The organism is Kitasatospora sp. RG8 (assembly GCF_017813315.1).
In the GTDB taxonomy this organism is placed as follows: Bacteria; Actinomycetota; Actinomycetes; order Streptomycetales; family Streptomycetaceae; genus Kitasatospora.
Genome location: NZ_JAGIYX010000039.1, coordinates 23,698 through 45,561, shown reverse-complemented (window position 1 = coordinate 45,561; position 21,864 = coordinate 23,698). Strand labels below are relative to the sequence as shown.

The window sequence follows — 21,864 nt, the reverse complement described above, 5'->3', positions numbered from 1 at the left end:
CGCCGGGCCGTCGCCGGTAGTAACGTCCGGGTCATGGATCAGCTGACCGGGGTGACGATCGAGGCCATCGACCTTGCGGCGTGGGCGTCGCAGGCGCTCGATGTCCAGGCGGTGGCGTTCGGGCTGACGCCCGAGGAGGTCATGGTCCGGCTGCACATCGTCGGACGGCACGCGCAGCAGCCCGGCGTGATCGCCCTGGGCGCGTTCAGCGGCGGGCGGCTGGTCGGCTTCGGGTACGGCATGCCCAACCGCCGCGAGCACTGGTGGAGCACGGTGATCCAGCCCTACCTGGAGGCCTACGGCTACGGGGACTGGCTGGACGGGGTCTTCGCGATCACCGAACTCCACGTGCTGCCCGACTTCCAGGGCCAGGGCGTCGGCTCCGCCCTGATCCGGACCCTCTGCGAGCGGTCCGGGCTGCGCCGCAGCATCCTCTCCGCGATCGATGCCGAGACCCCGGCCCGCCGTCTCTACCGCTCGCTCGGCTACCGGGACCTCGCGCGCGCGGTGCACTTCCCCAACACCGAGCGCCTCTACGCCGTGATGGGAGCCCCGCTGCCGCTGCTGAAGCCGCCGACGGCTCAGAGCGCGCCGGCGAACTCCAGGTAGAGCTCCGCGTCCTCCCGGCGGCCCGCCGCCAGGGCGCGCAGGCCGAGGTCGGCCGCGCGGAACAGCGTCCAGCCGCGCAGCCGTTCCCGGTCCACCTCCAGGGCGTCGCCGAGCTGGTGCAGCCGGCGGCGCACGGCGGCCGGCACGCCCGGGGAGCCGACCAGGGTGTCGGCCCGGTCCAGCGCCAGCCGGGCGAGGTCGTAGGCGCGCTCGCCGGCCAGCGGTCGGGGGTCGATCGCCAGCCAGGGCGCGCGGTCGGCGGCCATGACGTTGCCGTGGTGGAAGTCGCCGTGCAGCAGGAACGTCTCGGTGGCGGAGCCGAGCAGCCCCGCGGCGGTCTCCACCGCCTCGGCCACCAGGGCGGACGCCTCGGCGGCTCCCGGCAGCGCGTCGTGCCGGCGCATCCGCTCGGTGGTGTCGGCGACCCGGTCGGCGAGCGTGGGGAACGGGTGGCCCTCGGACGGTTCCACCCAGAGCCGGTGCAGCAGGCTGGTGGCCTCCAGCATCGCCTTCGGCTCGGCCAGCGAGCGCAGCGGGATGTCACCGTGCAGCCGCTCCAGCAGCAGCAGCCCCCGGGCAGGGTCGGCGGCCAGCAGCAGCACGGCCCCGCGGCCGGCCCACAGGGTGAGCGCGGCGTGCTCCTGGGCGGTCTCGGCGGTGACCAGCCCGGCCTTGAGGACGGCGGGGCTGAGGTCGTCGCGGTGGACGTAGCCGATCAGGCTCAGGCTGCCGCCCGGGTCGAGAACCCGGTCCAGGGTGAGGTCCCAGCGGGCCAGCCCGTCGGCGACCAGGGCCGGCAGGTCCGCCAGCCAGCTCCTCCCCTCCTCGTCCGTGCCGACGCTGCGCGCCAGCCACTCGGGGACGGTGATCTGCCCTGGTGCCTCCGACATGCTGGCCTTCCGGTTGGTGCTTCCCCCGTGGTGCTACCCGTCCATTGTCGGCCATGGCGGCGAAACCGCAGGTCAGCGACGAGGGGGTACGGGGGCGGCCGACGGCGGTGTCCGCGGGTCCGGCGGGGGAGCGGGAGTGACGTGGTGTCGGGGGCGGGCGGCCGTCCGCGCGGCCGCGGCGTCAGCCGGTGGCGGCCGGGGTGGGGGCCGCCGTCGGGGTGCCGGAGGCCGGGGCGGTGGCGGGGTCGGGGATGCCCGGGAACGCGGTGGGGGCGGCGCCCCAGTGGCGGGCGCGCAGGGCGCATTCGCGCAGCGCGTCGGCCGCGGTGGTGCGCTGGGTGCCGTCGACGGCGGCCACCAGGTCGGCGTAGACCGTGGTGAGCCGGGTCTCGATGTGGGCGGCGAGCCGGCCGGCGGCGGCCCCGTCGGTGACCGGGAACGGCAGCTGGTAGCCGGCGGCGGCCGCGTTCGGGGTGGCGCCGACCCCGCCGAGCAGGCGCTGCCAGGCGTCCCGCCGGGTCTGGTGGGCGGCCAAGGCGGTCCGGGCGTCGGCACGCTGCTGGTCCTCGGGGAGCCGGGCGCCCACCACGCCGTAGCCGTAGATCGCGGCGTGCTCGGCGCTCAGGGCGGCCTGGAAGGCCGTGACGGCCTCGGGACCGACGGCCGGGGCACCGCCCGCACCGGACGGGGCGGCGGACGGGGAGCCGGAGGCGGACGAGCCGGCGCCGGACGAGGAGGGCGAGGGGGATCCGGAGGCGGACGGCGAGGCGGAGGCGGGACCGGGGGCCGGGACGGTCGGCGGGGCGGTGTCGCCGAGCGCGACCGCGTGCAGCACCCCGGCGGTGGAGACGGAGGCGAGCAGCCGGGCCAGCTGGGGCGAGGCGGCGCCGAGGTCGGCGAGCCGGGTCTGCGCGGTCTGGCGCTCCAGCGAGGCGAGCGCCGCGGTGCTGGTGACCGCCGACGCGGCCGCGCCGGTGGAGGAGGCCGACGGGGAGGCGGAACCCGGGGTGGCGGACGCCGGGGCGGCCGAGGGCGAGGCCTGGGCCCCCGCCAGCGCGGCCCGGTGCTGGGCCACCTCGGCCCGCAGCGGCTGGAGCTGCGCCGCCTGCCCGGCCCCCGGCCCGGCCAGCAGGGCGTCGTACCCGGCGAGCAGGGTGTCGGTGGCGGCGACGGCGCGCAGCCGGACCGGCTCGTCCGGGTCGGGGCGGCGGCGCTCGCCCTCGGTGGCGTCCTTGCCGTCGTGCGAGTCGGTGCACGCGGTGAGCGCGCCGCCCGTGGTGAGGAGCAGGCCGAGGGCCAGGAAGGTCCGTCGGCTGGGCGGCTGCATCGTCGTCACTCCGGGGCGTGTACGGGAGGACGGCCTGCCCGCCTGCCCTCGTTGGCGTGAATGATTACAGAATCCCCACGTCCGTGGGGATGGATTGGGTTGTCGGGTGCCGGGCCCGGCCGGTGTGAGCTTGCTCGCAGTGGGTGTCGCGGGGGCTGCCGCGCGCCGTGCGGAATCGGTGGTTGGCGGCTTCACCGGATAGGCTTTGGGCCGAGCTGCCGCGACCCGGCCTGCGCCGGTCCGGCGCCAGGGGGTGCGGTACCCCCTCCTGACAACAGCAGACGCGGCCGAGGAGTCCACCCGGATGAGCACCACCCACATCGACCGGCTGCGCGCGTTGCTGGAGCCCCTGGCGGCCCGGGAGGGCCTGGACCTGGAGGACGTGAAGGTCACCCAGGCGGGCAGCCGCCGGCAGGTGCAGATCGACGTCGACGCCGACGGCGGCGTGGACCTGGACACCATCGCCGAGTTCAGTCGCCTGGTCGGCGAGGCCCTGGACGAGTCCGACGTGATGGGCGCCGGCGCCTACGTGCTGGAGGTCGGCTCGCCGGGCGCCGAGCGCCCGCTGGCCGAGCCCCGCCACTGGCGCCGGGCCGAGGGCCGGCTGGCCAAGATCCACCTGGTCGACGGCGGGGAGATCGTCGCCCGGGTGCTGGAGGCGGACGAGGACGGCGCGCTGGTCGAGGTGCAGCCGGTGAAGGGCCGCGGTCGCGCCAAGGAGCGCCGTCTGGAGTACACCGAGGTGGACCGGGCGCGCGTCCAGGTGGAGTTCAACCGCAAGGACGAGAAGCTCCTCGACGAGGCCCCGGACTTCGCGGACGACGACGCCACCGACGAGGGGGAGGACGGTGCGGAGTAACGCTCCCAGCACCGACCGGACCGATATGAACGTGACGAAAGACGAGGAGGCGTAGCCGTGGACATCGACATGAGTGCCCTGCGCACGCTGGTCAACGAGAAGAACATCCCCTTCGACCTGCTGGTCGAGTCCATCGAGTCGGCCCTCCTCACCGCGTACCACCGCACCGAGGGCTCGCGCCGCCGGGCCCGGGTCGAGCTGGACCGCAGGTCCGGCCACGTCACCGTGTGGGCGACGGAGGACCCGGCGGAGCTGGACGAGGGCGTCGAGCCGAAGGAGTTCGACGACACCCCGAGCGGCTTCGGCCGGATCGCGTCCAGCATCGGCATCCAGGTGATGATGCAGCGCCTGCGCGACGCCGCCGACGACCAGACCTTCGGCGAGTACGCGGGCAAGGAGGGCGACATCGTCACCGGTGTCGTCCAGCAGGGCAACGACCCGAAGAACGTGCTGGTCGACATCGGCAAGCTGGAGGCCATCCTGCCGCCGCAGGAGCAGGTCCCGGGCGAGGACTACCGGCACGGCACCCGTCTCAAGTGCTACGTGGTGGCGGTGCGCCGGGGTGTCCGCGGCGCGTCGGTGACGCTCTCGCGCACCCACCCGAGCCTGGTGAAGAAGCTCTTCGCGCTGGAGGTCCCGGAGATCGCGGACGGCAGCGTGGAGATCGCGGCGATCGCCCGCGAGGCCGGCCACCGCACCAAGATCGCGGTCTGGTCGCGCCGGAGCGGGCTGAACGCCAAGGGCGCCTGCATCGGCCCGATGGGCAGCCGGGTGCGCGCGGTGATGGGCGAGCTGCACGGCGAGAAGATCGACATCGTCGACTGGTCGGAGGACCCGCGCGAGATGGTCGCCGCGGCGCTGTCCCCCGCACGGGTGACGAGCGTCGAGATCGTGGACTACAACCAGCGCTCCGCACGGGTGATCGTGCCCGACTACCAGTTGTCGCTGGCGATCGGCAAGGAGGGGCAGAACGCCCGCCTCGCCGCCCGCCTCACCGGCTGGCGGATCGACATCCGGCCGGACACCGAGGGCCAGCCCGAGGAGCGGTCGCAGGACCGTTCCGACGGCGCCGGCCGGGACGGCGACAACTAGCAGCGGCTCCGCCGAGTGGCCGGAGCCGGACGGATGACACCGATGCACGGGCCCCCCGCCGATCCGGTCCGGATCGGCGGGGCGGCGCCATGTCCCTTCGGAGGGGTAGACTTGCCTTCGTCTGGCCGGACGCATGTCCGAGCACGCCCGGAACGCACCTGCGTGGGCTGCCGCAAGCGAGCGGCCAAGCACCAGCTGTTGCGTGTCACGGCGGTCGAGGGCGTCTGCGTCCCCGATCCCCGTGGCGCACTGCCGGGCCGGGGCGCGCACCTGCACCCCGATCCGGCCTGCCTCGACCTCGCGGTCCGCCGCCGGGCGTTCCCCCGGGCCTTCCGGCTCCAGGGCACGCTCGACACCGAGCGGCTCCGCGGGTACATCGAGGAGCGGGCAGGCGACACCCCGGCGCCCTGAGCTTCCTCAGGCCGGCCCGGCGGGCACCTCCCCGTTACGGCCGCCGCTCCACGCGGCGGAGAACCACCGCAACAAGCACAGTGCGCGGGCAGCCGCGCGCCGTGCCACCAGTCAGGTACCTCGCGATGTGGAAGTAGGTCGAGATTGCGATGAGCACTCGATGAGTACGCGATGAGTACGCGATGGGTACGCCCATGAAGTAGCGACAGTCCGGCGGACGAGACCCCCCGGACTCATAGACAGGAGTGAAGTGGCTAAGGTCCGGGTTTACGAACTCGCCAAGGAGCTTGGCTTGGAGAGCAAGGCCGTCATGGCCAAGCTCACCGAGCTCGGCGAGTTCGTCCGTTCGGCGTCCTCGACGATCGAGGCGCCGGTCGTGCGCAAGTTGACTGACGCTCTGGGAGTGGCCCCCACCGGTGGTGGTTCCGCTGCCAAGCCTGGCCCGCGGAAGCCCGCGGCGCCCCAGCCCACCGGTGGTCCCGCCGCCGGTGCGGCCGCACCCAAGCCGGGTGCCCCGACCCCGGGTCCGCGCCCCGCCGCGGCGCCGGCCCCCCGTCCGACCCCCGCAGCCGGATCGGCGCCCGCCGCCCCGGCTGCCGCCGCCCCGCGTCCCGCGGGCGCGCCGACTCCGGGCCCGCGCCCGGCGGCCCGCCCCGCGGCTCCGGCGGCCCCGGCCGCTCCGGCGGCCGAGTTCTCCTCGCCGGCTCCGGCCGAGGCTCCCGCCGAGCGTCCGGCCGCCCAGGCCCCGCGCCCGGCGTCCGCCCCCGCCGGTGGCGGCGCCCGTCCGGGCCCGCGTCCGGCCGGTCCGCGTCCGGGCAACAACCCGTTCACCTCGGGCAGCGCCACGGGCATGGCCCGTCCCGGCGACCGCCGTCCGGCCGCGCCGGGTGCGCGTCCGGGTGCCGGTGCCCCCGCCGGTGACCGTCCCCGTCCGGGTGGCGACCGTCCGCGTCCGGCCGGTGCTCCCGGTGCCGACCGTGGCGCCCCGCGCCCCGGTGGCGACCGTCCGCGTCCGGCCGGTGCTCCCGGTGCCGACCGTGGCGCCCCGCGCCCCGGTGGCGACCGTCCGCGTCCGGGTGCCGGCGGCCCCGGTGCCCCGGGTGCCGGTGCCCCCCGTCCGGGTGGTGCCCCGCGTCCCGACGGCATGCCCCGTCCGGCCGGTCCGCGTCCCGGCGGCCCGACCCCGTCCGGCATGCCGCGTCCGAACCCCGGCATGATGCCGCAGCGTCCGGCTCCGGGCCCGCGTCCGGGCCCCGGCGGCCGTGGCCCCGGTGGCCCCGGCGGCCGTCCGGGTGGTCCGGGTGCCGGTGGCGCCCGTCCGGGCTTCGCCGGTCGTCCGGCCGGTCCGGGCTCGCGTCCGGCCGGTGGCGGCTTCGGCGGCCCCCGTCCCGGTGGCGGTGCCCCCGGTGGCGGCGGCGGCTTCGGCCCGCGTCCCGGTGGCTTCGGCGGCCGTCCCGGCGGCCCGGGTGCCCGTGGTGGCACGCAGGGTGCCTTCGGCCGTGGCCCCGGTGGCCGTCCGGCCCGTGGTCGCAAGTCGAAGCGGGCGAAGCGCCAGGAGTACGAGGCCATGCAGGCCCCGTCCGTCGGCGGTGTGATGCTGCCCCGCGGCAACGGCCAGACCGTTCGCCTGTCGAGCGGCGCCTCGCTGATGGACTTCGCGGAGAAGATCAACGCCAACCCGGCCGCGCTCGTCTCCGTCATGTTCAACCTGGGTGAGATGGTCACCGCGACCCAGTCGGTCTCCGACGCCACGCTGCAGCTGCTGGCGGACGAGATGGGCTTCGTCCTGGAGATCGTCAGCCGGGACGACGAGGACCGCGAGCTGCTGGAGTCGTTCGACATCGACTTCGGTGCCAACGAGGGCGACGAGGACCAGCTGGCCCCGCGCCCGCCGGTCGTCACCGTCATGGGTCACGTCGACCACGGTAAGACCCGCCTGCTGGACGCCATCCGCAAGTCCAACGTGGTGGCCGGCGAGGCCGGTGGCATCACCCAGCACATCGGTGCCTACCAGGTGGCGACGATGGTGAACGGCGAAGAGCGCCCGATCACCTTCCTCGACACCCCGGGTCACGAGGCGTTCTCCGCCATGCGTGCCCGTGGTGCCAAGTCCACCGACATCGCGATCCTGGTGGTCGCGGCCAACGACGGTGTCATGCCGCAGACGGTCGAGGCGCTGAACCACGCCAAGGCCGCGGGTGTGCCGATCGTGGTCGCCGTCAACAAGATCGACGTCGAGGGCGCCGACCCGACCAAGGTCCGCGGTCAGCTGACCGAGTTCGGGCTGGTGGCCGAGGAGTACGGCGGCGACACCATGTTCGTCGACATCTCCGCGCGCCAGGGTCTCAACATCGACCAGCTGCTGGAGGCCGTGGTCCTGACCGCGGACGCCTCGCTCGACCTGCGGGCCAACCCCGAGCAGGACGCGCAGGGTATTGCGATCGAGGCCCACCTCGACAAGGGCCGCGGCGCCATGGCGACCGTGCTCGTGCAGCGCGGTACCCTCCGCGTCGGCGACTCGATCGTGGTCGGCGACGCCTACGGCCGCGTCCGCGCGATGCTGGACGAGAACGGCAACAGCCTCGCCGAGGCCGGCCCGTCCCGCCCGGTGCTGCTGCTCGGTCTGACCTCGGTGCCCCGCGCCGGCGACAGCTTCATCGTCGTCGACGAGGACCGCACCGCCCGCCAGATCGCCGAGAAGCGCTCGGCCCGCGACCGCAACGCCGCCTTCGCGCAGCGTCGCGTCCGGGTGTCCCTGGAGGACCTGGACAAGGCCATCGCCGCCGGCTCCATCGAGCAGCTCAACCTCATCATCAAGGGTGACGTCTCCGGTTCGGTCGAAGCCCTCGAGGACGCCCTCGTCAAGCTGGACGTGGGCGAGGAGGTCGAGCTCCGGGTCCTGCACCGCGGTGTGGGTGCCATCACCGAGTCCGACGTGGACCTGGCGATGGGCTCGGACGCCATCATCATCGGCTTCAACGTGCGCGCCGAAGGCCGTGCGCGCGCCGCGGCCGACAAGGAAGGCGTGGACGTCCGGTACTACTCGGTCATCTACCAGGCGATCGAGGAGATCGAGAACGCCCTCAAGGGCATGCTCAAGCCCGAGTACGAGGAGGTGCGCCTCGGCTCCGCGGAGATCCGCGAGGTCTTCCGCTCCTCCAAGTTCGGCAACATCGCCGGTGTGCTGGTCCGCGAGGGCCTGCTGCGCCGCAACGCCAAGGCCCGCCTCATCCGCGACGGCAAGGTCGTGGCGGAGAGCCTCACCATCGAGGGTCTGCGCCGCTTCAAGGACGACGCGACCGAGGTCCGCGAGGGCTTCGAGGCCGGTGTGACCCTGGGGTCGTTCAACGACATCAAGGTCGACGACGTCATCGAGACGTACGAGATGCGCGAGAAGCCGCGCGCGTAAGCGGGTGGTGTCCGGGGCCGGTCGGCGGGTGGAAATTCCCGTCGACCGGCCCCGGTCTCGCTGTGTAGGGTCCTCACACCAGCCCGGTTCAGGGCTGTCCCCGAGGCCTTCCAGGTCGGCGAGACCTGTCATACATGTTCGTGGGAACACTCACCTTCGACCTGCTCCTGGGCGACGTCCACTCGCTCAAGGAGAAGCGCTCGATCGTGCGGCCCATCGTGGCCGAACTGCAGCGCAAGTACAGCGTGTGCGCTGCCGAGACCGGGAACCAGGAGCTGCACCGCAGGGCCGAGATCGGCCTCGCGGTGGTGTCCGGCGAAGCCGGGTACGTCACCGAGGTCCTGGACAGCTGTGAGCGGTTGGTCGCCGGCCGCCCCGAGGTACAGCTGCTCTCCGCCAGGAGGCGCTACCACAACGACGACGATGAATGAGGTCTGCGGAACGGACCGGCGCGAGTCGCCGTTCTCACACAGATCAGGACCGAGAGCGCCCACAAGGCTGGGCGCGGGCCGGTACTTTGGGGCGTGGGCCCCGACGGGCAGGCAGTACGCCCGGGTACCCGGCCCACTGCACGAGGAGGCAACGTGACCGACACCGCAAGGGCGCGCAAGCTCGCCGACCGAATCCAGGTGGTCGTCGCCCAGACCCTGGAACGCCGGATCAAGGACCCCCGGTTGGGGTTCGTGACCATCACCGACACCCGGGTCACCGGCGACCTGCGCGAGGCCACCGTCTTCTACACCGTCTTCGGTGACGAGGCCGAGCGCGAGGCCTCGGCCGCGGCGCTGGAGAGCGCCAAGGGCGTGATCCGTTCCGAGGTCGGCAAGATCGGGGTGCGCTTCACCCCGACGCTGACCTTCGTCGCGGACGCCCTGCCGGAGAACGCCCGGAACATCGACGACCTGCTCGACCGGGCCCGGGCCATCGACGCCGCGGTGCGCACCACCGCGGCGGGCGCGACCTTCGCCGGCGACGCCGACCCGTACAAGGTCCCGGCGTCCGAGCGTGACGACGAGGACGAGTAGTCATGGCGGGTGAGCCGGCGGCGGCCGGTTCGACAGCGGGACCAACCACGGGGGCGTCCTCCACCACCACGGTGGAGGGTGCCCTCGCGGTGCTTCCGGGGCCGCGCGCCGAGGAGAGCGGCTTCGAGCTGGTCTGGCAGCAGGTCGTGGCGGAGATCGGGCGGGCCCGTTCGATCGACCTGATCTGCCACATCTGCCCCGACGGCGACGCGCTCGGTTCGGCCCTGGCGGCCGCCCTGGCGCTGCGCGGGCTCGGCCACGAGGTCCGGGTCTCCTTCGGTGACGACCCGCAGATCGTGCCCGAGTCGCTGGCGTTCCTGCCCGGCCAGGAGCTGATCGTGCCGGCGTCCGAGGTGCCCGACACCCCCGAGCTGGTTCTCTGCTTCGACGTCGCCGCCGAGAGCCGGCTCGGCCTGCTGCACGACAAGGCCTTCGCCGCGCCCGTGCTGGTGGTCATCGACCACCACGCCTCCAACCCGGGCTTCGGCACCCACCAGCTGATCGACCCGACCGCCCCGGCCACCGCCGTCCTGGTGGACGAGCTGCTGCGCCGGCTCGGCGTCGAACTCGACCAGCCGCTGGCCACCTGCCTCTACACCGGGGTCGCCACCGACACCGGCTCCTTCAAGTACCGGGCCACCACGCCCGCGACCCACGAACTCGCCGGGCGGCTGCTGGCCACCGGCATCCGGCACGACCTGATCTCCCGGCAGCTGTGGGACACCTCCTCCTTCGGCTACCTCAAGGTGCTCGCCCGCGCGCTCGACCGGGCCGTCTACGAGCCCGACGCGGCCGGCGGCCTGGGCCTGGTGTGGACCTGGGTGCCGTACCAGGACCTCGCGCTGTTCAGCGTCACCGTCGAGGAGATCGAGGGCCTGATCGACATCGTCCGCCGCCCGGCCGAGGCCGAGGTGGCGCTGGTGCTCAAGCAGGACCCGGACGGCACCCTGCGCGGCTCCTCGCGCTCCAAGGGCGCGGTGGACGTCGCCGCGGCCTGCGCGGGACTCGGCGGCGGCGGGCACACCTTCGCGGCCGGGTTCAGCGCCCGGGACGACGTGGAGACCGTGGTCGGGCGGTTCCGGGCCGCGTTGCGGCCCGTCAGTTGACCATCCTTAGAGAAAGAACTTGATGAAGCGCAAAGGCACCGGTCCGGACGGCCTGGTCATCGTCGACAAGCCGGAGGGCATCACCTCGCACGGGGTGGTCGCCAAGCTGCGGTGGCTGGCCGGGACGCGGAAGGTCGGCCACGCCGGCACGCTCGACCCGATGGCCACCGGCGTGCTGGTCATCGGCGTGGAGCGGGCCACCCGGCTGCTCGGGCACCTGATGCTCACCGCCAAGACGTACGAGGCGACCATCCGGCTCGGCCAGACCACCGTCACCGACGACCGGGAGGGCGAGGTCACCTCGTCCACGCCGGCGGACGGCGTGGACCGGGGAGCCGTCGAGGCCGGGATCGCCGCGCTCACCGGCGAGATCATGCAGGTGCCGTCCAAGGTCAGCGCGATCAAGATCGACGGCAAGCGCTCGTACGCGCGGGTCCGCGAGGGCGAGGACTTCGAGCTGGCGGCCCGGCCGACCACGATCCACTCCTTCACCGTGCACGAGTACCGCGAGGCCGTCGCCGAGGACGGCACCCCGGTGCTCGACCTCGACGTCACGGTGGAGTGCTCCTCCGGCACCTACATCCGGGCGCTGGCCCGCGACCTCGGCGCCGGGCTCGGCGTCGGCGGCCACCTCACCGCGCTGCGGCGCACCAAGGTGGGCCCGTACGGGGTGGAGTCGGCGCGGACGCTGGAGCAGCTGGAGGAGTCGGTGCACGGCGAGGCCGCCACCGGGCTGGAGGTGCTGCCGATCGGCGCCGCCGCCGCGGCGGCCTTCCCCCGCTGGGACCTCGACGCCGACCAGGCCAAGCAGCTCTCGCACGGCGCCCGGCTGAAGGCGCCCGGGATGGGCGTGGACGGGCCGATCGCCGTGTTCGGGCCGGACGAGCGGTTCCTCGCGCTGGTGGAGGAGAAGGGCGGCCAGGCGAAGCCGGTCGCGGTCTTCGTCGGCTGAGCCACCGCGGCACGAGCCCTCCGACGCCCCTTGCGGGCGGCGGGGGGCTTTCCGCTGCCCGGGTGCGGGCAGCGGAGCCGTCCGCGGCGGTCACGGGCCGCGGGACGCGCGGGGAGCGTGGGCGGGCTGGTGCACGGGTTCACCCGCACGGGGGAGCGCGCGAGGTGAACCGCAGTGGTGAGCGGCGTGGGCGGGGTCGGGGCGCGCCGACGGCGGGCAGAACCCCGTGCGGCGAGCAGGTCGCCGCGACGAGTCCGCTCCAGGGCCGGCCGGCCCTGCGGGGAGGCTGCGCGAATGCCGGGAATCCTGGACGGCGACGAGGTGGCGGACGATCCGGGGCGGTACCTGCTGAGGATCTGCGACCTGGACGGACGGCTGCGCGGGCTGGGGTTCGTCGCCGATCCGCTGGGCACCGTCCTGACCGCCCACGAGAGCGTCGTGGGCCTCGACCGGGTCGTCCTGCGCACCCCCGGCGGGCAGACCCGCGTCCTCGGCCCCGACAACGTCCTGCCGCTGCCCGCGCACGGGCTCGCCCTGCTGCGGACCGACGGCGTCGGCGGGCTGCCGGTGCCGCCGCTGCCGGTCGCGCGCCCGGCCGGCGCGCCCGCCTGCCGCGACGTGCTGGTGCCGGTGCCGACCGGGGAGGACGAGCGGGCGGTGGCCCTGCGCGGCGGCCTCCTCGGCGTCACCGGGGCGGTCTACGCGCCCTCCCCGGGGAGCGGTCGGGCGGGCCCCTTCCACCTGCTCGGCGGCGTGCTGCTGCTCGACCTGCCGTCCGCCGCCGGCGGTGCGGCGGCCGTACCCGCCGGGGCGCCGGTGCTGGACGCCCGCAGCGGCGCGGTGATCGGCGTCGCCGCGCCGGGCGTGCACGCGCCCGAACGGGCCGGCGCGCTCGCCGCCGTCCCCGCGTACGGCGGCGGGGCGGGTACGGGCGCACCGGAGCTCGCCGGGGCGCTGGACCGGAACGCCGCGGGCGTCCCGGCGTACGGGACCGCGCTCAACCTGGCCGGCGTCCTGCGGCTCACCGCCGCCCAGGTGGCGTCCGCCGGTGCGGGCCCGGGCCGGGTGGGCGCCGTGGCCGCCGACCGGGTCGACCGCCCGGACGGCCTGGCCGGGGAGGAGCCGTCGGTCGCGGCGGTCACCGTGCTGGTCGGTGCGCCCGGCTCGGGCCGGACCACCGAGCTCGCCGCCCTCGCCGCCCGGCGCGCCGACAGCGGCTGTCCGAGGCCCACGCTCTGGCTGCGCGGCGCCGACCTGCGGGCGGAGTCCAGCGCGCTCGCCGACGCGGTGGAACGCACGCTGGCGGCGGCCTCCGCGGTCCTGGGAGTCCGGCCGACGCCGGGGCCGGACACCGTGGCCGGGCTCTGCACGGCGGCGGGGCGGCCGCTGCTGGTGGTCCTGGACGGGCCCGAGGAGGCGTCCGTACCGCTCGACGCGGCCTGGCTGCGGGCGGCGGGGGAGTGGCTGGCGGCCACCGGGGCGCGGCTGCTCCTGGCCTGCGGGGAGGAGGCCTGGGAACGGCTGGCCCCGGGCGGGCACGGGAGCGGCGCCCCGGCGGAGGGCGGGCGCTGTGCGCCGGGCGGTGCCGACGGCGGGCGGTGCGCCTCCGCCGAGGGCCCGCGGGCGGGGGAGCGGTACGCGCCGGGCGGGGCCGCGGGAGGTCCGGCCGGCCCGGGGGGCGTGTTGCCCGACGGCGCTCCCTGCCTCTGCCGCCCGGCCCTCGCCGTCCACCGGCTCGGGCCGCTGCCGGCCGAGGCGGCGGACCGCGTGCGGCGCCGGTACGGGCTGCCGCCGGGGTGGCCGGCCCCGGCGGACGCCAGGCATCCGCTGGCGGTGCGGCTGGCCGGGGAGCTGTGGGCGGAGGGGGTGCGCGGGGAGCCGCCGGGCCGCGGCGAGCTGTTCGCGGCCCAGCTGGACCTGCGCTGCCTGCGGGTCGCCCAGCGGCTCGCCACCGACGGGCGGCCGAGGCGGCCGGGTGCCCACCGGCGGGGTGCCGGGCAGGCGGCGGGGCCGTCGCACGGCCGGGTGCGGCGGCTGGCGGCCGCGGTGGCGGGCCGGGTGCACGAGGCGGGGCGGCGGATGCTGGGGGCGGAGCAGGGCGGCCTGGGCCGGGCGGTGTTCGAGGAGCTGTTCCCGGTGGCGGGCGGCTGGGCGGCCGCCGTCCTGGCGGAGGGCCTGTTCGTGCCCGCCGGTCCGGGCTACCGGTTCGCGCACGGGGAGTTCTCCGACTGGCTGCAGGGCCTGCACCTGGACCTCGACGCGGCACTGCGGCTGCTGCTCGGCGAGACCGAGGACACCAGGCCGCCGGGGGAGGCCCGTTCGGTGCCCCGGCACCGGGTCGGGCCGGTGGCGGCCGCGCTGCGGCGGCTGGCGGAAACCTGGGGAGCGCCCGCCCTGGACCCGTGGCTGCACCGGATCTGGCGCGCCCTGGACCTGCGCCCGCCGGGCAGCGAACCCGGCTGGTGGGCGGGGCGGTTGCTGGTGGCCGGGCTCGCGGCCAGCCCGGATCTCGGCGAACACCGCGCACTGCTCGGCCAGTTGGCGGTCCGGATCGCCGAAGTCGCCCCGGCGGCGGGCGGATTCGAACGGCTTCCGGCCGAGGGACTGGGACGCTTCGGCCCCGCGTTCTGGACCGGCCTGGGCCTGCCCGCGGCGCAGGAGCTGGAGCTGCTGCGCCGGCTGGTGACCGCCGACGGGCCCGGGCGGCCGTTCCTCACCGCCGTGGCCGGCCGGCTGCGGGGCGACCCGGCCGGCGTGCTGCCGCTGCTCTGCCGGTGGTTCGACGACCCGCGCGGCCTGACCGGCCGCCCCGGCACCACCGTCGCCGACCTCGCCCACGACCTGCTGTACGCCCACCGCACGCTCGCCCTGGACGAGTTGACGGAGGCCCTGGCCGACGCCGCGCACCCGAGGGCGGACGCGCTGCTCACCGTGCTCGCCGCCGAGGAACCCTCCGCGCTCTGCCGGGCGGTGGACCGCTGGAGCCACGACCGGCGGCCCGAGCGCCACGTCGCCGCCGCCGTGCACGCGCTGCGGGCCGCCCCGTACGCCCGCGGCGCCGGTGCGGACCTGCTGCGGTTCACCGCGCTGACCCTGCTCGCCCGGGAGGAGGAGCCCGGTCTGCACGGGGCCGCCCTGGCCCTGCTGGTCCGGGACGGCCGGACCAGGGCCGCCCACCTGCCCGCGGCGCTCGACCTCCACCGGCAGGGCGACGACCGCTTCCTCACCGCACGGGCGCTGGCCCCGGCGCTGGAGGGCGATCCCGAGCCGGTGCTCGCCGCGTTCGCGGACCGGCTGGAGCGGCCCGGCGCGCCGGTCGCCGAGATCCTGCGGGTACTGGCCGACGCGGGCTCGCCGCCGGTGGGCCGACGGGGCGCGGAGCTGGCGGCCCGCCTGCTGCGGGAGCGGCCGGCCTCGGCCGGCGCGGTCGCCGTCGACTACCTGGGCCGTCGGCTGGGACGCGGGGCCGCCGGGGAGCCGGCCGCCCGGCTGGAGCTGCGGCTGCTGCTCGGCAGCGCCCTGGCGGCCCGTGCGGCCGCCGTGCGCAGGCCGTTCGCCGAGGTGCTGGCGGCGCCGGTCGGGGAGGCCGCGGCGGACGCCCTGCGGTGCGAACTGCTGGACACCCTGCTGGCCGCGGAGGGGGACCCGGAGGTGCTCACCGCCGTCGTCGAGCGGCTCGCCGGGAACTGCGCGGCCGAGCGGCCGGCCCGGGCCCGGACGGTGCTGGCCCGGGCGGTGGACGGCCTGCCGGACGCGGACGGGCTGCTGGTGCGCTGCGCCGTCCGTTCCGCGGGGTTCGCGCTGCTGCTGGCGCAGTGGCCCGACGACGGCTGGCCGTCCCTGCCGCGCGGGCCCCGGCTGGACCGGTTGCGGGCCCTGTCGGCGGCCGGGCACGACCCGCAGGACGCCGCCGCGGACGCCGAACGCCGGTACGGGCGCGGTGAAGGCGGTGGTGGGAACGGCGGCGGGAACGGTGGCGGCGCTCGTGGTGAACGGCACGGCGGGGGTGGCGGAACCGGGCGCGGCACGGGGCGCGAAGACGCCCGGGACAACGAGCAGGTGACCGTTCGCACACCGGCCGCCGTGGCCCGGTGCCCGGCGGTGCGCCCAACCCGCCTTCCGGTGCCGAAGCAGGGGCAGGCGCATGGCACGCTATAGGGGTTCGGGTTTTGAGCGTTTGAGCGTACAGAAGGTACGCGCCGTACGGAACAAGGAGCGGTCAGGGTGCAGCGCTGGCGTGGCCTGGAGGAGATCCCCGGTGACTGGGGACGCAGCGTCGTCACCATCGGTTCGTTCGACGGTGTGCACCGCGGACACCAGCTGATCATCAACCGGGTGGTCGAGCGCGCCCGCGAACGCGGCGTCCGCTCGGTCGTCGTCACCTTCGACCCGCACCCGAGCGAGGTCGTCCGCCCGGGCAGCCACCCGCCGCTGCTCGCCCCGCAGCCGCGCCGCGCCGAGCTGATCGAGGCGCTCGGCGTGGACGCCGTGCTGGTGCTGCCGTTCACGGCCGCGTTCTCGCAGGAGTCCCCGGAGACCTTCTTCCAGCAGGTGCTGGTGGACGCCCTGCACGCGTGCCTGGTCATCGAGGGGCCCAACTTCCGCTTCGGGCACCGCGCGGCCGGAGACGTCCGGCTCCTCACCGAGCTGGGCCGGGCGGCCGACTGCGGCGTCGAGGTGCTCGACCTCCAGGTGCGCGGGGCGGCCGGGGACGGCGAGCCGTTCTCGTCCACGCTGACCCGGCGGCTGGTCGCGGCCGGCGACGTGACCGGAGCCGGCGAGGTGCTGGGCCGCCCGCACCGGGTCGAGGGCACGGTGGTGCGCGGCGCGCAGCGCGGCCGCGAGCTGGGGTACCCGACCGCCAACGTGGAGACCGTGCCGCACAGCGCGATCCCGGCCGACGGCGTCTACGCGGGCTGGCTGACGGCCGACGGCGAGCGGATGCCGGCGGCGATCTCGGTCGGCACCAACCCGACCTTCGACGGCACCGCCCGCACGGTCGAGGCCTACGCGATCGACCGCGTCGGCCTGGACCTCTACGGGCTGCACGTCGCCGTCGACTTCCTGGCGTACCTGCGGGGGATGGAGAAGTTCGACTCCATCGAGGCGCTGCTGGACCGGATGGCCGACGACGTCAAGCGGGCCCGCGAACTCACCGACGCCCCCTGACGGCCGCGTCCGCGGACGCCGAAGGGCCCGCCGGCCGCTCTCGATCCCGAGGCGGCCGGCGGGCCCTTGCGCGTTGCTACTGCTGCTGGGGCGGCTGCGGGTAGCCGTACCCGGCGGGCGGCTGGGCGCCCGGCTGCGGCTGGCCCTGGGCCGGGGGCTGCTGCCCCTGGGGGTAGCCGTACCCGGCCGGCGGCTGGGGCTGCTGCTGCCACTCCTGCTGCGGCGGCTGGGCGCCCGGCTGCGGCTGGCCCTGCGCCTGCGGGTAGCCGTAGCCCGGCGGGGGCGGCGGGGTCTGCCCCGGCTGGGGGGACCACGGTGCGCCGGGCGCGGGCTGGCCGCCCGGGTAGCCGCCCTGGCCCGGCTGCCCCGGCTGCGGGTAGGCCTGCGGCTGAGGCTGCTGCGGGTAGCCCTGCTGCTGCGGGTCGGCGTAGGGCTGCTGGTCCGCGTACGGCTGCGGCTGGCCCGGGTACGGCGCGGGGGCCGCCTGCTGCTGCCAGCCGGACTGCTGGGCCGCCTGCTGGGCGCGGATGACGTCCTCGCCGACCAGGGTGGCCAGGTCGAAGTACGCCTCGCGGACCTTGGGCCGCATCATGTCGAGGTTGACCTCGGCGCCGGCCGCCAGGCTCTCGTCGAACGGCACCACGACGACGCCGCGGCAGCGGGTCTGGAAGTGCGCGACGATGTCCTCGACCTTGATCATCTTGCTGGTCTCGCGGACCCCGGAGACCACCGTGATGCTCCGCTGCACCAGGTCCGCGTACCCGTGCGCGGAGAGCCAGTCCAGGGTGGTGGAGGCCGAGGAGGCGCCGTCCACGCTCGGCGTGGAGACGATGATCAGCTGGTCGGCGAGGTCCAGCACCCCGCGCATCGCGCTGTACAGCAGGCCGGTGCCGGAGTCGGTCAGGATGATCGGGTACTGGCGGCCCAGGACGTCGATCACCTGGCGGTAGTCCGAGTCGTTGAACGTCGTCGAGACGGCCGGGTCGACGTCGTTCGCCAGGATCTCCAGGCCCGAGTGCAGGTCCTGCGAGGTGAACTGGCGGATGTCCATGTAGCTGCGCAGGTGCGGGATGGCCGTCACCAGGTCGCGGATGGTCGCGCCGGTCTGGCGCTTGACCCGGCGGCCGAGGGTGCCCGCGTCCGGGTTGGCGTCGATCGCGATCACCTTGTCCTGGCGCTCGCTGGCCAGGGTCGCACCGAGCGCGGTGGTGGTCGTGGTCTTGCCGACGCCGCCCTTGAGGCTGATCACGGCGATCCGGTAGCAGCTCAGCACCGGGGTGCGGATGACCTCCAGCTTGCGGGCCTTCTCGGCGGCGGCGGCCTTGCCGCCGAACTGGAAGCGCGGCTGCTGGCGCTGCTGCTTCGGCTGGCTGCGCAGCAGGCGGTCCGAGGACAGCTCGACCGCGGCCGTGTAGCCGAGCGGCGCGCCGTGCGCGGTCTGCTGCGGGGCGGACGCCTGCTGGAACGCGGCCGGGGCCTGCTGCTGGGCCTGCTGCGGGGGCTGCTGCTGCGCCTGCTGCCACGGCTGGGCCGGGGCCGGAGCAGGGGCGGGGGCCGACTGCTGCGCCTGCTGCGGGGGCTGCTGGTAGGCCTGCGGCTGCGGCCAGCCGGCCTGCCGGGGGTCGACCGGTGCGGCCTGCGGGCCGGGCGCCTGCGGGCCGGGTGCCTGCGGACCGGCGGGCCAGGCGGCGGCCTGCGGGTCCTGCGGCTGCACGGGCTGGGCGTACGGGTGCGGCTGCGGCGGCTGGATCTGCTGCGGCTGGACCTGCGGCACCTGCTGCGGGTCGGCGTAGGACGGCGGCTGCTGCGGGTCGGCGTACGGCTGGGGCTGCTGGTGCGCCACGGGCGTGGCCGGCGGCCAGGGCTGTGCGGCCGCCGCCTGCGGGTGCTCCGCCGCCGGACCGGGGGCCGGAGCGGTCGCGGCGTCGGCCGGCGGCACGGAGAACGGGACGTGCTGTGCGTCGACGTGGGTGGCGGGCGCAGGCGCGGGGGCCGGGACCGGCTCGGGAACGGGGGCCGGACCGGGGGCCGGCGCAGCGACCGCCTGGGGCGGCACCGCAGGTCCGTCCGCCGCCGGAACGCCGGCCGGAAGGCCCGTCGGACCGTCCGCCGGAACACCGGCCGGGCCGTCCGCCGCCACGGCGACGGGCGGCGTGGCCAGGACGGTCGGCGCGGGCTCGGGAACCGGAGCGGCCGCATGCGCGCCCGCCGGCGCCGCCGCCGACGCGGGAACCGGCGCGGGCTCGGGCGCGGGAACCGGGGCAGGGCCCTGCCCGGGAACCGGTGCAGGCGCGGGAACCGGCGCGGCGGCAGCCGCAGGAGCACTCACCGCGCCCGGTGGGCCGCCCGCCGTACCGGCTGCGGGCCCGGGTGCCACCGGTGCGGCCGGAGCCGCCGCGGCCTCCGTCTGCACGTACCAGGACGGGGGAGTGTAGTCGGGCGCGTCGGACCAGTCGTCGTCGTCCTCCGCCGCGTTGTCGCCGACGTAGACGCCGTCCCGATCGCTGCTCACCTTGGGCTCCCTCGTGTTCGCCGCCGCTCTTCGCGGTGCCGTTGCCGCATCAAAGACTAGGCCGTGCAGCACCCCCCGTTGAAGGCGGAGTCTCATCTCGCCGGGCGATCGCCGGCCGATCGTCGGGCAATCAGCGGGCAATCAGCGGGCTATCAGCCGGCGATCGTCGGGCGGGAACCGGCGGGAGACCGGGGGAGACCGGGCGGGCACGGCCGTGGCGGCGCGAGGCGGCGGGGGCGCGGCCGGAAGCACGGCGGGGGAGCACCGGGGCACCGGCGGGGGCGCGTACCGCGGTCAGTCCATCCGGCGCGGACCGCCCAGGACCTGCTGCTCGGCCTGCCCCGCGATGGCCCGGACGTACTGGCGGCGCATCCGGGTCGTCCAGAGCGTCATGTCGTCGCCGAGGGTGGGCAGCGAGGCGATGTCCTGCGGGCCGAGCGAGAGCACCCGGCCGATCAGCTCGGCCTCCTGCGGCGAGACCCGCTGCACCCCGACCAGGTCGGCGGCGTTCAGCACCCGGGCCGCGTTCGGGCCCAGGTACGGCAGCAGCGTCAGCGTGGTCTGCCAGGGGGCGGCGGAGAGCCGGCTGCGCGGCGGGCGGACGCCGAGGTCACGCACCACCAGCACCGGCGAGTTCACCGAGGCGCCCTGCGGGCCGAGCCGGCCGACCTGGTGGACCGTCACGCACGGCTGGCCGCCGCCGGCGGCCTGCGCCATCGGGCCCCAGAGCTGCGAGCGGGCGGTCTCGACGGCGATCCGGGCGCCGGTGGCGGCGGCCCGCAGCGCGATGATCTGGGCCGTCCAGACGCCGCCGACCAGGACCAGGTCGTAGGCGCTGGGGCGGAACAGGCCGAGAACGGCGGGTTGCTGCTGCACGTCCTCGCCGATCAGCACGCCGTCGTCACCGACCGGGAACGAGAGCGCGCCGAGGTCCTCGACGGTCAGCACGTGCTTCTCCCGGCGCGGGCCGCGCAGCCCGAAGCCGGGCAGGATGCGCGGCCGCACCCGGGGCTGTTCGGCGCCGGGCTGAGGGCCGGGGGCCGGATAGGTCTGGTACGCCATCAGGAAACACCTCCCAGGGGCAGGGTGGCGAGCATGCCGGGGGCCTGCTCCAGGTCGAGCCGGGCCAGGCCGAGGCCGGCGCTCTGCGCCCGGGCCTCCACCTGGCGGCCGACCTGGGCCACCTCGCTCTCGCTGCGGCCGGTCACCCGGACGTGGCCGCTGATCGTCACCGAGCCGCCGGTGCCGTGACCGGCGGTCAGGCTGAAGGTGCTGGCCAGCGCGGGCGAGCCGGTGACCAGGTTGACCAGGTCCGGGGCGCCGATCCGGCCGGGGGAGCCGCCGGGGCGGCCGAGCTGCGGCCAGCGGGAGACCCAGTAGGTGCTGTGCCAGCGGTCGTCGATCCGCCAGAACCGGTTGCTCTCCTGGGTGCGGCGCCCGCTGCCGCCGCCGCTGCCGGTGCCCTGGCGCCCGGCCACGGCGATCGGGTTGGCGCAGGTGGAGATGGCGAGTGCGGCGATCAGCTCGCGCTCGTCCAGCACGGTGGCGTTGAAGCCGGCGCTGTTGAGCCGTCCGGCCAGCTGGTCGGTGACCCGCTGCAGCGCCTTGCGGGCACCCTCCTCGCCGCCGCCGCGGGCGAGGACGGCGGTGGCGGCGCGCTCCGGGTCGAGCTTGAGCGCGACCCAGGTCAGCCGCAGGCCGGGGGTGGCGGTGCCGTCCGGCAGCTCCCGGTAGGCGCGGGAGGCCAGCGACTGCTCGGGCAGGTGCGGGGCCGGCGCCGGCTGGGTGTGCTGGACGACCTGGACCGACTCCAGGGTGATGTCGTCCACCCGGAGCGCCGAGCAGACCACGTCCAGCGGCAGCGGCAGCGCGGTGCGCACGGGCCGCAGCGGCTGGTCCTTGGCCTGGACGAGCAGGACCGAGCTGAGGAAGGTGCCGTCGCCGACCATGCCGGTCTCACGGCGCATCGGACGGCCGCCGAAGTCGGTCTCGGTGGCGTGGGTGTACGTGCGCAGGGCGGGTTCGAGCTCCAGCACGGGGGCGACGGCCGGGTCGGTGCCGGCCGGCGGGACGTTGGTCCGGGCCTGCTTGCGACGGGCCTTCAGGGCCGAGCGCACCAGCAGCAGCTCAGGGATGGTCCGGCCGCGCAGCGGGATCAGGGCGAGGACGACCAGGACCAGTGCGACCGCGCCGAAGGCGCCGGCCACCGGCTTGCTGATGGTCCAGCCGACCGCGACCAGCGCCACCGCGACCTCGACCAGCACGAGTTGCTGGAGCCTCAGGCGGCCGCCGAGCAGCCCGGGCCGGGGGTGGACGCGGACCGGCACGGGGGAGCCGGACCCGCCGGCGGGCGCGGGCAGGGGCGGGGCGGCGGAGCCCGGGTCGCGCTGCGCCCGCCGGCCGGACCGGCGCGATCCCCTGCCCTCTGCCGTGCTGCGGCGCCCTGGAGCGGTCTGGCTTGGCATCCCCCGAGTGACCCTCTCTGATCAGTTGTCGCGGCCCG

Annotated in this window: 16 protein-coding genes; 11 read left to right on the top strand and 5 right to left on the bottom strand. The window is 76.0% G+C overall.

What is annotated here, in order from left to right:
• Positions 1–33 precede the first annotated feature (33 nt).
• Entirely contained in the window at positions 34–609 is a 576-nt protein-coding gene (locus J5Y04_RS36460; protein WP_209416827.1) for a GNAT family N-acetyltransferase, read from the top strand.
• Here the strand turns inward: J5Y04_RS36460 and J5Y04_RS36455 are convergent.
• Together J5Y04_RS36455 and J5Y04_RS43055 are read right to left on the bottom strand one after the other, a co-directional pair.
• Positions 582–1,499, bottom strand: a complete 918-nt coding sequence (locus tag J5Y04_RS36455) for an aminoglycoside phosphotransferase family protein (protein ID WP_209416826.1) — start codon at positions 1,497–1,499, stop codon at positions 582–584. The two genes, J5Y04_RS36460 and J5Y04_RS36455, sit on opposite strands and share 28 nt — an antisense overlap.
• Positions 1,500–1,680: 181 nt before the next feature.
• The gene (locus J5Y04_RS43055; RefSeq protein ID WP_209416847.1) at positions 1,681–2,826 is read right to left on the bottom strand and encodes a ferritin-like domain-containing protein; all 1,146 of its coding nucleotides are present in this window, start codon (positions 2,824–2,826) and stop codon (positions 1,681–1,683) included.
• Positions 2,827–3,130: 304 nt separating this feature from the next.
• Between J5Y04_RS43055 and rimP the strand changes: the two genes are divergently transcribed.
• The 10 genes from rimP (at position 3,131) to J5Y04_RS36400 (ending at position 16,849) form a co-directional block, all read left to right on the top strand.
• Complete coding sequence (rimP, locus tag J5Y04_RS36445) at positions 3,131–3,685, top strand: ribosome maturation factor RimP (RefSeq protein ID WP_209416825.1); 555 nt, start codon at positions 3,131–3,133, stop codon at positions 3,683–3,685.
• 57 nt (positions 3,686–3,742) lie between these two features.
• Positions 3,743–4,777 carry a transcription termination factor NusA gene (gene nusA, locus J5Y04_RS36440; protein ID WP_209416824.1) on the top strand — a complete coding sequence of 345 codons (1,035 nt, stop codon included), beginning with the start codon at positions 3,743–3,745 and terminating at the stop codon, positions 4,775–4,777.
• 162 nt (positions 4,778–4,939) lie between these two features.
• The gene (locus tag J5Y04_RS36435; protein ID WP_241002778.1) at positions 4,940–5,188 is read left to right on the top strand and encodes a YlxR family protein; all 249 of its coding nucleotides are present in this window, start codon (positions 4,940–4,942) and stop codon (positions 5,186–5,188) included.
• A gap of 250 nt (positions 5,189–5,438) precedes the next feature.
• Complete coding sequence (infB, locus tag J5Y04_RS36430; protein ID WP_209416823.1) at positions 5,439–8,597, top strand: translation initiation factor IF-2; 3,159 nt, start codon at positions 5,439–5,441, stop codon at positions 8,595–8,597.
• Between the two features lie 134 nt (positions 8,598–8,731).
• Positions 8,732–9,028 carry a DUF503 domain-containing protein gene (locus J5Y04_RS36425; RefSeq protein ID WP_148645100.1) on the top strand — a complete coding sequence of 99 codons (297 nt, stop codon included), beginning with the start codon at positions 8,732–8,734 and terminating at the stop codon, positions 9,026–9,028.
• 153 nt (positions 9,029–9,181) lie between these two features.
• Positions 9,182–9,622, top strand: a complete 441-nt coding sequence (gene rbfA, locus J5Y04_RS36420) for a 30S ribosome-binding factor RbfA (RefSeq protein ID WP_209416822.1) — start codon at positions 9,182–9,184, stop codon at positions 9,620–9,622.
• 2 nt (positions 9,623–9,624) lie between these two features.
• A complete protein-coding gene (locus J5Y04_RS36415) occupies positions 9,625–10,728 on the top strand; it encodes a bifunctional oligoribonuclease/PAP phosphatase NrnA (protein ID WP_209416821.1) in 1,104 nt (367 codons plus the stop codon).
• Positions 10,729–10,750: 22 nt separating this feature from the next.
• Positions 10,751–11,680, top strand: a complete 930-nt coding sequence (truB, locus tag J5Y04_RS36410; protein ID WP_209416820.1) for a tRNA pseudouridine(55) synthase TruB — start codon at positions 10,751–10,753, stop codon at positions 11,678–11,680.
• Between the two features lie 294 nt (positions 11,681–11,974).
• Positions 11,975–15,838 (top strand): serine protease, encoded by a 3,864-nt coding sequence (locus J5Y04_RS36405; RefSeq protein WP_209416819.1) that lies wholly within the window; start codon positions 11,975–11,977, stop codon positions 15,836–15,838.
• Positions 15,839–15,904: 66 nt separating this feature from the next.
• Positions 15,905–16,849 (top strand): bifunctional riboflavin kinase/FAD synthetase, encoded by a 945-nt coding sequence (locus J5Y04_RS36400; protein ID WP_148645104.1) that lies wholly within the window; start codon positions 15,905–15,907, stop codon positions 16,847–16,849.
• 76 nt (positions 16,850–16,925) lie between these two features.
• Here the strand turns inward: J5Y04_RS36400 and J5Y04_RS36395 are convergent, their stop codons facing one another.
• The 3 genes from J5Y04_RS36395 to eccE all read right to left on the bottom strand — a co-directional run bounded on the left by J5Y04_RS36395 (position 16,926) and on the right by eccE (position 21,826).
• Entirely contained in the window at positions 16,926–19,361 is a 2,436-nt protein-coding gene (locus J5Y04_RS36395) for a MinD/ParA family protein (protein WP_307853482.1), read from the bottom strand.
• Between the two features lie 294 nt (positions 19,362–19,655).
• Positions 19,656–20,423 (bottom strand): hypothetical protein, encoded by a 768-nt coding sequence (locus J5Y04_RS36390; RefSeq protein ID WP_209416817.1) that lies wholly within the window; start codon positions 20,421–20,423, stop codon positions 19,656–19,658.
• Positions 20,423–21,826, bottom strand: coding sequence for a type VII secretion protein EccE (gene eccE, locus J5Y04_RS36385; protein ID WP_209416816.1), 1,404 nt, complete (start codon positions 21,824–21,826; stop codon positions 20,423–20,425). The genes J5Y04_RS36390 and eccE overlap by 1 nt, the downstream gene beginning before the upstream one ends.
• Positions 21,827–21,864 lie beyond the last annotated feature (38 nt).